The sequence below is a fragment of the Marinomonas lutimaris genome (genome assembly GCF_019426345.1).
GTDB lineage: Bacteria > Pseudomonadota > Gammaproteobacteria > Pseudomonadales > Marinomonadaceae > Marinomonas > Marinomonas lutimaris.
In genome coordinates this window covers 21,921-35,464 of sequence record NZ_JAHLLW010000029.1, presented here as the reverse complement: position 1 = coordinate 35,464, position 13,544 = coordinate 21,921, and the positions used below count along the sequence as shown (strand labels likewise).

Annotated in this window: 12 protein-coding genes; 7 read left to right on the top strand and 5 right to left on the bottom strand. The window is 44.9% G+C overall.

Going from position 1 to position 13,544, the window contains the following annotated elements; translation table 11 throughout:
* Window positions 1-147: 147 nt before the first annotated feature.
* Window positions 148-954, bottom strand: coding sequence for an amino acid ABC transporter permease (locus KPL72_RS19950; RefSeq protein WP_219704201.1), 807 nt, complete (start codon window positions 952-954; stop codon window positions 148-150).
* A 109-nt stretch (window positions 955-1,063) separates the two neighbouring features.
* Window positions 1,064-1,852, bottom strand: a complete 789-nt coding sequence (locus KPL72_RS19945) for a transporter substrate-binding domain-containing protein (RefSeq protein WP_212916693.1) — start codon at window positions 1,850-1,852, stop codon at window positions 1,064-1,066.
* 178 nt (window positions 1,853-2,030) lie between these two features.
* Here KPL72_RS19945 and KPL72_RS19940 point away from each other — a divergent pair, with 178 nt between their 5' ends.
* The 7 genes from KPL72_RS19940 to lplA all read left to right on the top strand — a co-directional run bounded on the left by KPL72_RS19940 (window position 2,031) and on the right by lplA (window position 10,239).
* Window positions 2,031-2,867, top strand: coding sequence for a hypothetical protein (locus KPL72_RS19940; protein ID WP_219704200.1), 837 nt, complete (start codon window positions 2,031-2,033; stop codon window positions 2,865-2,867).
* 31 nt (window positions 2,868-2,898) lie between these two features.
* On the top strand, window positions 2,899-3,384 hold the full coding sequence (locus tag KPL72_RS19935) for a GNAT family N-acetyltransferase (RefSeq protein ID WP_219704199.1): 486 nt from the start codon (window positions 2,899-2,901) through the stop codon (window positions 3,382-3,384).
* Window positions 3,385-3,439: 55 nt separating this feature from the next.
* Entirely contained in the window at window positions 3,440-3,991 is a 552-nt protein-coding gene (locus KPL72_RS19930; protein ID WP_212916690.1) for a DJ-1 family glyoxalase III, read from the top strand.
* A gap of 262 nt (window positions 3,992-4,253) precedes the next feature.
* Window positions 4,254-5,384 (top strand): glutamine-hydrolyzing carbamoyl-phosphate synthase small subunit, encoded by a 1,131-nt coding sequence (gene carA / locus KPL72_RS19925; RefSeq protein WP_219704198.1) that lies wholly within the window; start codon window positions 4,254-4,256, stop codon window positions 5,382-5,384.
* A gap of 23 nt (window positions 5,385-5,407) precedes the next feature.
* The gene (gene carB / locus KPL72_RS19920) at window positions 5,408-8,623 is read left to right on the top strand and encodes a carbamoyl-phosphate synthase large subunit (RefSeq protein ID WP_219704197.1); all 3,216 of its coding nucleotides are present in this window, start codon (window positions 5,408-5,410) and stop codon (window positions 8,621-8,623) included.
* Window positions 8,623-9,099 (top strand): transcription elongation factor GreA, encoded by a 477-nt coding sequence (gene greA, locus KPL72_RS19915; RefSeq protein ID WP_212916687.1) that lies wholly within the window; start codon window positions 8,623-8,625, stop codon window positions 9,097-9,099. Before carB ends, greA begins: the two co-directional genes overlap by 1 nt.
* 126 nt (window positions 9,100-9,225) lie before the next feature.
* A complete protein-coding gene (gene lplA / locus KPL72_RS19910; protein ID WP_219704196.1) occupies window positions 9,226-10,239 on the top strand; it encodes a lipoate--protein ligase in 1,014 nt (337 codons plus the stop codon).
* 66 nt (window positions 10,240-10,305) lie between these two features.
* On the opposite strand, the gene KPL72_RS19905 is transcribed toward lplA, so the two are convergent.
* The 3 genes from KPL72_RS19905 to pgi form a co-directional block, all read right to left on the bottom strand.
* Complete coding sequence (locus tag KPL72_RS19905; protein WP_219704195.1) at window positions 10,306-10,803, bottom strand: hypothetical protein; 498 nt, start codon at window positions 10,801-10,803, stop codon at window positions 10,306-10,308.
* Window positions 10,793-11,485 (bottom strand): hypothetical protein, encoded by a 693-nt coding sequence (locus KPL72_RS19900; RefSeq protein WP_219704194.1) that lies wholly within the window; start codon window positions 11,483-11,485, stop codon window positions 10,793-10,795. The genes KPL72_RS19905 and KPL72_RS19900 overlap by 11 nt, the downstream gene beginning before the upstream one ends.
* Before the next feature lie 411 nt (window positions 11,486-11,896).
* The gene (pgi, locus tag KPL72_RS19895; protein WP_219704193.1) at window positions 11,897-13,543 is read right to left on the bottom strand and encodes a glucose-6-phosphate isomerase; all 1,647 of its coding nucleotides are present in this window, start codon (window positions 13,541-13,543) and stop codon (window positions 11,897-11,899) included.
* Window position 13,544 lies beyond the last annotated feature (1 nt).

Here is a 13,544-nt window from a genome sequence, read left to right as displayed (position 1 = left end):
GCGAATTTTTGGTTACTTTTTGGGCGCTAGCAAAAAGTTACACGCCCAGCAGGGCGGAATAAAGGTCGGGAATACAAAGCGTTTGAATGGAGCCCAAAGAAGAGAATACCCCTTCCCCCTTAGCAGCGGGCGGGAGCTAGTCTCTAATCAATGATGATCATTGCGTCTCAAATGCGCTTCAAAGGCTCGTATCATTAGCGATAAGCTGAGTGTGAGTACGAGGTACATGAAGGCGACGACGTTGTAGGTTTCGAAGAATTGAAAGGTGGAGGAGCTGAATACTTTGCCGAGTTGGGTGATGTCTTGTACGCCGAGTACCGAGACGAGTGCGGAGTCTTTGATCATGGCGACGAGGTCGTTGCCAAGGGGCGGTAAGATTTTGCGCATGGCTTGGGGCAGGGTTATAAGGCGGAAGCGGTGCCAGTTGGATAAGCCTAAGGCTTTGGCTGCTTCTATTTGTCCTTTGCCAACTTCTTGAATGCCTGCGCGGAATACTTCAGCAATGAAGGCGCTGTAGCTGATGGCTAGGGCAATAATGGCGCGCCAGAGTAGGGTGAAATCTCGTGTGCGAGCTTTTTCTATCCAGCCCGCTTCAATCGGCATTTGTAATGCCCAGTTGTAGAATTTTACCATTTCTGGTGCGCCGACAAAGGCGATGTAGAACAGCAGTACGAGAACGGGCACGCCGCGAAATATTTCTACATAAAAGCGTGCGAATTCACGAAGAATGCGATGACGAGAAAATCCTGCCAGTGCAATTAATAACCCAAGAAAACTTGCCAATATAAAGGCGGTAAATGTTACGCCGATTGTCGTCAGCAATCCTTCGCTTAGTGCGCCTGCGATGCGTTGATAGCTTTGGTCGGAAATCATGTTCCATAGCAGAACCAGAGCAATAATAATGATGGTGACGAGCCACCAAGGCGTGCGTTCTAGGGATTTTTTAAAGGGCATAATACATTCATAGCAAGACCGTTCCGTGGTGGTTAACAATAAAAAACGGATCGCTATAAAAGTATAAGATCCGTTGCTGTGAGTTTGTTGTTTCTATTGAGTGGTTTTTTTAGCGGTTATAGTCGAAGAACCATTTTTTGTTCAGGGCTTCTAATGTGCCGTCTTTTTTCATGCTTTCGATTGCCGCATTGATCGGTTTAACAAGGTCTGAGCCTTTAGCCAAAATGAAGCCAAAATCTTCAGATCCCAATGGGCCTCCAACGATTTTGAACGCACCTGGATTGGCACCGATATAACCGCGAGCAGAGGCGGCATCCATTAGTACGCTGTCCACATCGCCAGATTTAAGTGCTTGGACTGACGCGCCAAAGGTGTCCAATAAGGTGATGCGAGGATTGTTTTCATCGCCATCAAGCACATCGTAGACGGCGACATAAAAGTTGGTGGTGCCTGCTTGCGCACCAAATTGTAGATCTGGGTTGGCGGCAAAGGATTTTGCATCGTTAAAGCGTTTTTCATCGGAACGCACTAACATGAGCTGTTGAGAAGTCATGTAAGGAATAGTGAAGTCAATTTGCTGGGCGCGTTCTTCATTAATAGTAATGCCGTCCATGCCGACATCGTATTGGCCTTGTTTGACGGCTTGGATCATGGTGTCCCAGCTGCTTAGGTGCCATTCAATGTTGGCGTTTAAGCGTTTGCCAATTTCGTTCATGGCATCGTATTCCCAACCAATACCTTCACCTGTTGCTGGGTCGACAAAGTTAAGTGGCGTGTAGGCATTTTCGGTGACAGCTAAAATCGTGCGACCTTTAAGATCTGGCAGGCTGTCGGCAAAGCTGAAGCTGCTGATCGAAACGGCAGCGATAACCATCAAACGAGATAACAAAGACACCATGTTTTCATACCTTTTACGGAGTTGCTTTAAATTGGTTGCGATTATACACAGCCATGGTGCAAAGATCTCTAGCAAGCTTTAGGCCATCAAGTGGCATCTGTTGGCGTAAGCGAGTATATTTGCTTACCAATATTCAATTAGATGAATGTGCACTTTTACGACTGCGATTAAGGTTATTATGTCCCGCGAATTACCACCTCAACAGGCTTTTCAGACTCATTGCTTAGCGCAAATGGGCGTGGTGTCCTGGTTGCCTATTGAGAAAAGTGAGTCTGCTACGGACAGTGTGACGGGCACGGTTTTTATGCCGCTCCAGCCTTGGCCAATAGATGTGGCCATGGAGCAAGCGTCACCTGCGGAGTCTTTTAGTAATCAGCCTTCAGCAGGATTTAGATCTGCCGAGCCAGCGCCAGTACCTAAATTATCGCCAGAAGAAAAAGAGCCTTTGGTTCATAACTTGCGAGAGCAGTTAAACGCTGGGCCGGAAATTATCGTCGAAGATTTGCAGCCAATCGAAGAGTTGGCTGTCGATATTGTGGTTGAGCCAGATCCAACGCTAAATACTCAAATTACGCGACTGAATATTCACGCTTATGCTTTGTCTAATAAACTTTTGATTCTAAGCGATGTCCCTCAAGTATTTTCTCAAGCGGAAGACATTGAGCGTTTGGCGTTAAAAATGGGGCAAGCCTTGTTAAAACAGCCGATTGATGAATGGCAGGGCAGTGCGTTTAGTTGGCCGGGGCAATTGCGCAATCCGTACTTCTTGAATCGTACCGATTGGCTGTTTGGCGCGTTAGAAAGCTATGTGGGCCGTTTGGTAAAAGATTTCCCTGAAACTCCATGGCTAGTGCTGGCTGGTGCGCAAATTACGCAGTTAGTGGAAGATTTACCACCTGAAAGCCCGTTAAAACACTATCCTACTGCGCACATCGTAAGTTTGTCTGAATTGTATCGTATTCCTGAACTGCGCAAAGATGCGTGGCAAGTGATGCAATCCAGCTTTTTCCGTTAATCTTTTTGCCTTTAATGAGGCGTTCAATTTTATGATTCCTTCTGTTTCTATTCGTCTGGCTGTTGAGTCAGATTTGCTTCCTATTATTCAACTTGATGCCTTGTCTAATCCTCACCCTTGGGGGGAAAGCTTGGTCGCTGATGCATTACAGACACGCAAAAATTGGGTGGTTGAGTTAGGAGACGCGACGCAGAAATCGATCGTTGGTTGGTTAACTGCGTCGATGGTGCTTGATCAGTCCGAATTAGAATTAATTGTGATTGATTCCTCTGTCCGTAGACAGGGGCTAGCTAGACAGTTGATGATGGTTTGGTTAGAGACGGTCGCGCAGCTGGGTGTTAGTGAGCTGCTGCTGGAAGTGCGTGAGTCGAATCTAGGCGCCATTTCCCTTTACGAATCGTTAGGATTCGAATTGGTTGGTCGCCGAAAAAATTACTATCAAATAGAAAAAAAAGGGCAAATAGAACAAGACCACGAAGCGGCTTGTTTGTTTACACTGAAAATAGAAAGCCTTTAAACGAAGTTGTTGTTTAACGCTTTTATGAATTTAATGTATTTGAAAGAGGTAAAGTATGAGCAAGGTATTGGTTCCTATTGCTAACGGCAATGAAGATATTGAAGCCATTACGATTATCGATGTGTTGCGACGCGGTGGCGTGGAAGTTACTGTGGCGAGTATTCATGAATCGAAGCAAGTTGTTATGGCACACGGCATTAAATTAGAAGCCGATGTTTTATTAACAGATGTGGCGGATCAAATTTTTGATGCTGTCGTGTTGGCTGGCGGTATGCCAGGTGCTGAGCATTTGCGTGACTGCGAGTTGCTAATCGATATGTTGGAAAAACATGATATTCAAGACGCTTTATTAGCGGCTATCTGTGCGTCGCCTGCTGTAGTGTTTGGTACTCATGGTTTTGTGGTGGATAAACAAGCGACTTGTTACCCAGGTTTTGAAGATGGGTTGATTGGTGCTGAGTACATTGCGAATGAGCCTGTGGTGATGGATGGCAACATTTTGACTGGCAAAGGGCCTGCTGCAGCAATGGTTTTTTCTTTGACGGTATTGGGTAACCTAAATGGTTACGATGCAGCTAAAAGTGTCGCTGATGGATTGTTGTGTTGAGAGGTTATTTTGTCCTGTGCTTATTCTTGACTAAGAAGTCAAGAAAAAATGCGTTCAAATCCCGTGTTTTTGCCTGTTTTCTCGGCAATTCGGTGGACGCAAAAGTCGTATCGGAGTAGAATTAGGCAGATTTTTTGAACGCGAGATCCATTGGTTATCCATCATTGGAAGAACGGCAAAAACGCAATTTCTTAAAAGCGAGATGAGCCGCCGGTTTATCTCGCTTTTTTGCAACCTGATAGTCTCTAAATGGGAGGTTCCTTTGGCAACATCAGCGATTCTGGCTCTGGAAGACGGCACGATTTTTAAAGGGGTGTCGATCGGAGCAGATGGCTCCTCAACGGCCGAGGTAGTATTCAACACCTCAATGACCGGTTATCAAGAAATTCTTACTGATCCTTCCTATGCTCGACAAATGGTCACCTTGACCTATCCCCACATCGGGAATACAGGCGTTAACTCTGAAGATGAAGAATCCGATAAAGTGTGGTGTGAAGGTTTGATCATTCGTGATCTTCCTTTGGTTGCTAGCAGCTGGCGTTCACAAGAATCTTTAGATTCTTACTTGAAGCGCAAAGGTGTGGTTGGTATTGCCGACATCGATACGCGTAAATTGACTCGTATCCTTCGTGAAAAAGGCGCGCTAGCGGGTTGCATCATGGCAGGTGAAAACCTAGATGAAGCGGCTGCGGTTGCTGCTGCCAAAGCGTTCCCAGGCTTGAAAGGCATGGATCTAGCGAAAGAAGTAACGGTTGAGAAAGCGTATGAGTGGACTGAGTCTACTTGGGATCTTGTGAAAGGTCACACGACGCCAGAATCTTTCGACTTCCACGTGGTTGCTTATGACTTCGGTGTGAAACGTAACATTCTTCGTATGTTGGTTGAGCGCGGTTGCCGTTTAACCGTTGTGCCAGCAAAAACTCCAGCTAGTGACGTTTTGGCGATGAATCCAGATGGCGTATTCCTATCCAATGGACCTGGTGACCCAGAGCCATGTGACTACGCGATTCAAGCTATTAAAGAGATCCTAGAAACAGATATTCCTGTCTTTGGTATCTGTCTTGGTCATCAGCTTTTGGCTTTGGCTTCTGGCGCGAAAACCAAGAAAATGAAGTTTGGTCACCACGGTGCAAACCATCCGGTACAAGCTATTGAAAAAGGCACAGTGATGATCACCAGCCAAAACCACGGTTTTGCGGTAGATGAAGACACTTTGCCAGCTAACCTTGTGATGACTCACAAATCTTTGTTCGATGGTTCTTTGCAAGGCATCGCGCGTACAGATAAGAGTGCATTCAGCTTCCAAGGTCACCCTGAAGCGAGCCCGGGGCCACACGATGTTGCGCCGTTGTTCGATCAGTTCATTGAAAACATCAAAGCCACTAAAGCCTAAAAGTAGGAGCGGAGCGAAATATTATGCCAAAACGTACTGACATAAAAAGCGTCTTAATTTTAGGTGCAGGCCCTATTGTTATCGGTCAGGCTTGTGAGTTTGACTATTCTGGTGCGCAAGCGTGTAAAGCGCTTCGTGAAGAAGGCATTCGCGTTATTCTGGTGAACTCAAATCCAGCGACTATCATGACTGACCCAGTTATGGCTGATGCGACTTACATCGAACCAGTTGAATGGAAAACAGTAGAAAAAATCATTGAAAAAGAACGCCCAGATGCGGTTTTACCAACTATGGGTGGCCAAACAGCATTGAACTGTGCGTTGGATCTTGAGCGTCACGGTGTTCTAGAAAAATACAATGTTGAGATGATTGGTGCGACAGCAGATGCTATCGACAAAGCAGAAGATCGTAGTCGTTTTGATAAAGCGATGCGCGCAATTGGTCTTGAGTGTCCGCGTGCGGGTATTGCTCACAACATGGAAGAAGCGCTTAAAGTTCAAGCTGAAGTAGGCTTCCCTTGTATTATTCGTCCTTCTTTCACTATGGGTGGTACCGGCGGTGGTATCGCGTACAACATGGAAGAGTTCGACGAAATCTGTACTCGTGGTTTGGATTTGTCTCCAACCAACGAATTGCTAATCGATGAATCTTTGATCGGTTGGAAAGAGTACGAAATGGAAGTTGTCCGCGACAAAAAAGACAACTGCATCATTGTTTGTGCGATTGAAAACTTTGACGCTATGGGGGTTCACACAGGTGACTCCATTACAGTTGCGCCAGCACAAACTTTGACGGATAAAGAATATCAAATCATGCGTAACGCTTCTTTGGCGGTATTGCGTGAGATCGGCGTAGAAACCGGTGGTTCCAACGTACAGTTCGGTATGGATCCAAAAACAGGTCGTCTTGTTGTTATCGAGATGAATCCTCGTGTATCTCGTTCGTCTGCTTTGGCATCGAAAGCAACTGGTTTCCCAATTGCGAAAATCGCAGCAAAATTGGCGATTGGTTACACGCTTGATGAGTTGCAAAACGATATTACTGGTGGTCAAACGCCAGCGAGCTTCGAGCCTGCAATTGACTACGTTGTTACTAAGATTCCTCGTTTTACGTTCGAAAAATTCCCAACAGCGAATGATCGTCTAACCACGCAAATGAAGTCGGTTGGTGAAGTTATGGCGATTGGCCGTACTTTCCAAGAGTCTTTGCAAAAAGCATTGCGCGGCTTAGAAGTGGGTTCTGATGGCTTCAATCCTCAGTTGGATTTTGCTGAAGAAAACAGCAAAGAGAAATTGGCTTACGAGCTTCAATCTCCTGGTTCTGACCGTATTTGGTACATTGGTGATGCCTTCCGTTCTGGTATGACAGTAGACGAAGTTTACGAAGCAACTGGTGTTGATCATTGGTTCTTGGTGCAAATCGAAGACTTGATCAAAGAAGAAGCTGCGTTGGCAGACAAAGGTCTGATCGACATGACTTACGACGTGATTCGTCGTTTGAAGCGTAAAGGTTTCTCTGATGCGCGTCTGGCTAGCTTGTTAAGCGTGACTGAAAAGTCTATGCGTGAGCGTCGTTACTTAATGAACGTTCATCCAGTTTACAAGCGTGTTGATACCTGTGCGGCAGAATTTGCAACTAACACAGCGTACATGTACTCAACGTACGAAGACGAGTGTGAAGCAGCACCAACGGATCGGGAAAAAGTCATCATCCTTGGTGGTGGTCCAAACCGTATCGGTCAAGGTATCGAGTTTGACTACTGCTGTGTACACGCAGCGCTAGGTCTACGTGAAGACGGTTACGAAACCATCATGGTGAACTGTAATCCTGAAACAGTATCGACTGACTACGATACGTCTGACCGCTTGTACTTCGAGCCAGTAACGCTTGAAGACGTGTTAGAAATTGTTCGCAAAGAAAAACCAAAAGGCGTGATCGTTCAATTCGGTGGTCAAACGCCACTGAAAATCGCTCGTGCTTTGCAAAACGAAGGCGTGCCAATCATTGGTACAACGCCTGAGTCTATCGACCGTGCAGAGGATCGCGAGCGTTTCCAAAGCATGATCCAGCGTTTGGGTTACAAACAGCCTCATAACGCGACAGTGCGTAGCGTTGAGCAAGCTGCAGCGAAAGCCGCACTTATCGGCTACCCACTTGTGGTTCGTCCATCCTATGTATTGGGTGGTCGTGCGATGGAAATCGTTTATAACGAAAAAGAATTGATGCGTTATATGACCAGCGCTGTGAAAGTATCTAACGACAGCCCAGTTTTGCTAGATCACTTCTTGAATGCAGCGATTGAGATCGATATCGACTGTATCAGTGATGGTCATCAAGTGGTTATCGGCGGCATCATGCAGCACATCGAACAAGCGGGCGTTCACTCTGGTGACTCTGCGTGTTCTTTGCCTCCATACTCTTTGTCGAAAGAAGTGCAAGATGACATTCGTGAGATGATCACAAACATGGCGCTAGAACTTGGCGTTGTTGGTTTGATGAATACTCAGCTTGCGGTTCAGGATGGTGAAATTTATGTGATCGAGGTTAACCCTCGTGCATCACGTACTGTGCCTTTCGTTTCTAAATGTATCGGTCGTTCTTTGGCGCAAGTTGCTGCCTTGGTAATGGCAGGTAAAACACTGGAAGAGCTTGGTTTCACTAAAGAAATCATTCCTTCTTATTACAGCGTGAAAGAAGCCGTTTTCCCATTCAACAAGTTCCAAGGTGTCGATCCAATCCTTGGGCCTGAAATGAAGTCTACGGGCGAAGTGATGGGCGTGGGTGATACCTTCGCTGAAGCATTCGGTAAAGCGGTTCTTGGTGGTGGTACGGAATTGCCAACATCTGGTCGTGCTTTCATCAGTGTTCGCGATATGGACAAAGAAGGCGCGGTAGACGTCGCTCGTCGTTTGGCTGAACTAGGCTTTGACCTTGTAGGTACCGAAGGTACAGCGAAATACCTGACTGAGCGTGGTGTTGAAGTTCGTAAAGTGAACAAGGTGAATGAAGGTCGTCCACATATCGTAGATATGATGAAAAATGGCGAAATTGATTACATCATCAATACGACGTCTGGTACTCAAGCGATTGCAGATTCTTCTGTTATTCGTCGTACAGCTTTACAGCGTAAGGTTTGTTACACTACGACATTGGCTGGTGCTGAAGCAACGAGTATGGCGATTAGCCTAACAGGTGAAACGAAAGTTAGAAGACTGCAAGATTTGCACTTGGGGAAATAATGAAAAAAGTACCAATGACAGTAGAAGGTGAAGCTCGTCTTAGAGAAGAGCTTAATCACTTGAAAACTGTCGTCCGTCCTCGCGTGATTGCGGATATCGCAACCGCGCGTGAGCATGGCGACTTAAAAGAAAACGCAGAATATCACGCGGCTCGTGAAGAGCAGGGATTTGCTGAAGGTCGTATTAAAGAGATCGAAGGCAAACTTGCAGATTCACAAGTGATTGACGTTAAAGCATTGCCAGTAACTGGCAAAGTGATTTTTGGTACAACAGTGACTTTGTTCAATGTTGATACCGAAGAGACTGTCACTTACAAAATTGTCGGCGACGATGAAGCTGATGTGAAAGTGAAGAAAATCTCTTACGCTTCACCTATCGCGAAAGCCATTATTGGGAAAGAAGAAGGCGACGAAGTTGCCATTCAAGTTCCTAGTGGTGAAGTGGTTTATGAAATCGAGAAAGTTGAATACCTATAAATAGGTGTTAGATACTTCTCTCTAAAAACCATGATGTGAAAGCATCGTGGTTTTTTTATGTCTGCGAAAACGTTATAAAGGTAGCTGATTTTTAAGCTTATTCCTTTTGTAATACGAGAAAATGCCATGGCTAGCCGAATTCTAATCTCCCATTCTAATAACCCTCATTTTAACCTGGCGGTGGAGGATTGTATTTTTCGCTCTATGCCAGCGGATCAGCGCGTGTTGTTTTTATGGCGAAATGCTGAAACCGTGGTGATTGGCCGTTCTCAGAACCCGTGGAAAGAATGTAATATCAACAAGATGGAGCAAGACCAAATACACCTTGCTCGTCGTCAAAGTGGTGGCGGTGCGGTATTTCATGATTTAGGCAATACTAACTTTACCTTTATGGCGGGCAAACCTGAATACAACAAAGAAGTCTCTACCGAAATTGTTTTGCAAGGTTTGAAAAAACTTGGCATTGAAGGCTACGCCAATGGTCGAAACGATTTAGTGGTGGGAGAAGGTGATGGTATGCGTAAATTCTCTGGCTCCGCCTACAAAGAAACCAAAGATCGCGGCTTTCACCATGGTACATTATTGTTGCACGCAGATTTAAGTCGTCTAGCGAATTACCTAAACCCAGATGTGAAAAAGCTCCAGTCGAAAGGCATCACTTCTGTACGATCTCGTGTAACGAACCTTGACTCGCTTTATCCACAAATTAACCACCAATTGGTATGTGACGCCATTGTGGAGTCTTTCTGTGAACACTTTGATGAAACGCCAACCATAGAAGAAATTTCCCCTGAAGCCTTGCCTGACTTACCTGGCTTTGTCGAAAAATTCGCTCAGCAACAAAGCTGGGATTGGAACTTTGGCAAATCGCCTCAATTTACCCACACGTTAGACGAACGCTTTAAGTGGGGCGGCGTAGAAATTCACCTCGACCTGAGTAACGCTCAAATTACCGCCGCGCAAACCTTCACCGACAGCTTGTTCCCAGACCCAATAGAGCTGCTTGCAGAAAAGCTGGTTGGTGTGACTTACCGACCAGATGCCATTGCAGATTGTATCGACTCCGTCATTGAAAGCTATCCAGACCATAAGGCCGATTTAGAAGAGATGAAAAAGTGGTTGGTGAAGGCGGTTTCTTAGGTTAAAACCTACGTGAATAGATCTATGAGCCGAATAAACGATTTATTCGACTCATAGATCGTAAAATTAATCTTCTATCTTAATTTCTTCTAATGGTTTGCCATCATGTAGCCTATGCATTACTCGGATATGATGCTTTCTATAGGTGACAAAGCCGAAGTATGTCTCAGAGTAAAGTATAAAAAGTGCAATGATGCTTACTGATGCAGATATAAACCTTATGTGCTGGGTGCTAGATAGTTGAGTTGTTTGAGCGTATTCAATTCCTGCGGCTATTATTGTCAGAATTAAAGGAAAGCCATGAAGGTATTTTAATGCCGTTATATAAGAGTGATGTCCCCAAATGATTTTTATGTTGAAAAACATAAAGCAGGGTATTCCAATGAGTATACTTACAATAAAGGCTATATCCGACTCGATATTAAAGCTTTCTCCTATTTCAGAGTATGTAATTGATATGGAATAGATACTTAAAATAGTGACAATTAGGAAATATGTTACATATTTTAATGGAGGGTATGGTTTTATAAAGTCTGAGTCATGAGCTCGTGTACTATTCTTCATGAGTTGTTTCCCATATTCCGATAGCTAGCGCGTTAATGTTTCCAGAGATGGTGCTTGATGTAAAAGCAAGGCTTGCACCAACTGCATCCTTTAATTGATTTGAATATGTTTTTTTTATGCTGAAGTTTGAATAGCGCTTACTAAATTCACCAGATTTAACATATTTCTTAAGTAGCTTGTTACTTATACCTGGTTGTTGAAGCCTTATTGCCTCTTCTGTTATGCGCTTCCGCTCAGTTCTATTAAGACCCTTTAATATTTCAGAATAGCTTTTTTTGGCGGTTGACTGTGTCAGTCTGACTAGTTTTATAGTGCTTGTCGCGGCGGCAGCAACGCCAATTAAAGATATTGCATCTAATGCCATGGACATATCTTTATACCATTCTTCAGAGTCCATTAAGTCATTTTTTATGCCTTCTTCTTTATACTCATTTTTTAATCTTTTAAGGCTGATACCACACTGAACTGTGCTTGCTCCTGCGGCTGAATAGGACAAAATTGTTAGAGGAAGTGACCCACCTCCTGTCAATGGTGCTGAAAAAGCAGCACCAAGAACAACAATCCAGCCTATAGCGGCGCCAGTACAGTTTAATGCTGCTCCAATAGCTTCTGAAACTAGTTTTTGCTCTCTAAGACTATTTTGATTCTGCTTTAAGTAGCCAGAAAACTCTTTTGGAGGCATGTTTTCGTAAGGCTCACGAAGAATTACATAGATAGGATCTAGTCTGCATACATTGCTAAAGGGACGGAGTTCTATGATATTTAGGTTGGAGTCAATGTATCTGACTCCTGCACCTGATAGCGCATATATTTTGTCAATCTCATTAAAAAAATTTTTAGATCGATATTCAACTCTATTTTTTTCTTAAGTTGATCGCGCTGGAAGGGTGTCATAAAGCCTATCATAGATTCATTCCTTGATCTTTTTCTAATAAGTTACGATATTTTACGTCAACTTGAGGTCATTTCAACCTTGTTGTTAGTCTTTTAAAGCGAATTCATTTTTTCTTAGCGGAGAATAGCAAAACAAAAACACCAGCCGAGGCTGGTGTTTTTAATGCAATGATAGAAAGTCTAAGCCGCTCTTTTTTAGTTAAGCCTGAGCTTTCTTGAACGCTTTGATCAGTGCTTGAGTAGAAGCATCCAGTGCGCTGTTGTCACTGTCGCTGACTAGACGGTTGTAGATGTCTGTTCCCAATACTTTGCCCAGTTCTACGCCCCATTGGTCGAATGAGTTGATTCCCCAAATTGTGCCTTGTACAAAAGTACGGTGCTCGTAGAGGGCGATCAAGGCACCAACAGTGGCGGGTGTCATTTTATCCGTTAGTAGGGTGTTGCTTGGGCGGTTGCCTTTGATCACTTTGTGTGGCGCGATAGCGGCGATCTGCTCGTCTGTCGCACCTGAATCACGAAGTTCTTGCTGCGCTTGCTCAAGTGTTTTGCCAACCATCAAGGCTTGTGACTGGCTTAAGCAGTTAGCAAATAATTGTGCGTGGTGTTCGCCAATTGGGTTGTGAGACGCCAATGGCACGATAAAGTCCACAGGGACAAGACGTGTGCCTTGATGCAATAACTGGTGGTAAGCGTGTTGGCCGTTGGTGCCAGCGCCACCCCAGATGATTGGGCCTGTGTCTGTTTCTACTCCATCGCCATTCAATAGCGTCGATTTACCGTTACTTTCCATGTCTAGCTGCTGGATGTGAGCAGGCATGGCGCGTAGGTAATGATCGTAAGGAATCAAGGCGTGAGTTTGTGCGTTGTGGAAGTTGATGTACCACACGCCTAATGCACCCATGATAACCGGTAGATTCTCTTCAAACGGTGCTGTACGGAAATGCTCGTCCATTTGGTGAGCACCGTCTAGCAATTCGTAGAAGTTGTCCATGCCAACAGCAATGGCAACAGGCAAGCCAATAGCTGACCAAAGTGAATAGCGTCCGCCAACCCAATCCCACATAGGGAATATATTTTCTTCCGCCATGCCGAAGTCGACGGCTTTTTTCACATTGGAGCTCACGGCAGCGAAGTGTTTGCTGACGTCACTTTGTGAGCCGCCGTTGCTTAGGAACCAATCACGCGCTGCGTTAGCGTTAGATAAGGTTTCTAAGGTACCGAAAGTTTTAGACGAGATCACAAAAACGGTGGTTTCAGGATTCACTAGCTTCAGTTTGCCTGTGATGTCTGAACCATCGATGTTCGCCACAAAATGGACTTTAATGCCGTCTTTTTCGTACGGCGTTAAGGCTTCAGCGACAACTTTTGGGCCAAGGTAAGATCCGCCAATACCGATTGAGATGACATCGGTGATGCGTTTGCCTGTGTAGCCTTTCCATTCACCGCTGTGTAGTTGTGCAACAAATTTTTCCATTTGCTTAAGAGTGCTGTGAACTTCTTCTAGTACGTTAACACCATCAACCATAAGGGAATCTTGTGCTTGGCTAGCGCGTAGGGCGATGTGCAATACAGAGCGGTCTTCGGTGTTGTTGATGTGCGCACCGCTGAACATGCCTTTAATTGCTTTTTCTAAGCCCGCTTCTTTTACTAAGTCTGTTAGTAGCCCAAGAGTTTTTTCATTGGCGCGGTTTTTTGCGTAATCCAATGTCCAACCTGCCGCTTGAGTGGTGTATTTCTCGGCACGTTTGGGGTCTGCTTCAAACAGGCTTTTCATGCTAACAGATACCATTTCTTGTTTGTGCTCTGTTAGTTTCTGCCAAGCTGTCAATTCTGTGGGTGAGCTCATT

What these genes read in the sequence shown, in the direction of transcription:
- pgi (WP_219704193.1), bottom strand. Translation starts at nt 13,543, where the DNA reads ATGAGCTCACCCACAGAATTGACAGCTTGGCAGAAACTAACAGAGCAC.
- KPL72_RS19935 (WP_219704199.1), top strand. Translation starts at nt 2,899, where the DNA reads ATGATTCCTTCTGTTTCTATTCGTCTGGCTGTTGAGTCAGATTTGCTT.
- carB (WP_219704197.1), top strand. Translation starts at nt 5,408, where the DNA reads ATGCCAAAACGTACTGACATAAAAAGCGTCTTAATTTTAGGTGCAGGC.
- lplA (WP_219704196.1), top strand. Translation starts at nt 9,226, where the DNA reads ATGGCTAGCCGAATTCTAATCTCCCATTCTAATAACCCTCATTTTAAC.
- KPL72_RS19940 (WP_219704200.1), top strand. Translation starts at nt 2,031, where the DNA reads ATGTCCCGCGAATTACCACCTCAACAGGCTTTTCAGACTCATTGCTTA.
- greA (WP_212916687.1), top strand. Translation starts at nt 8,623, where the DNA reads ATGAAAAAAGTACCAATGACAGTAGAAGGTGAAGCTCGTCTTAGAGAA.
- KPL72_RS19905 (WP_219704195.1), bottom strand. Translation starts at nt 10,803, where the DNA reads ATGAAGAATAGTACACGAGCTCATGACTCAGACTTTATAAAACCATAC.
- KPL72_RS19945 (WP_212916693.1), bottom strand. Translation starts at nt 1,852, where the DNA reads ATGGTGTCTTTGTTATCTCGTTTGATGGTTATCGCTGCCGTTTCGATC.
- KPL72_RS19930 (WP_212916690.1), top strand. Translation starts at nt 3,440, where the DNA reads ATGAGCAAGGTATTGGTTCCTATTGCTAACGGCAATGAAGATATTGAA.
- KPL72_RS19950 (WP_219704201.1), bottom strand. Translation starts at nt 954, where the DNA reads ATGCCCTTTAAAAAATCCCTAGAACGCACGCCTTGGTGGCTCGTCACC.
- KPL72_RS19900 (WP_219704194.1), bottom strand. Translation starts at nt 11,485, where the DNA reads ATGCCTCCAAAAGAGTTTTCTGGCTACTTAAAGCAGAATCAAAATAGT.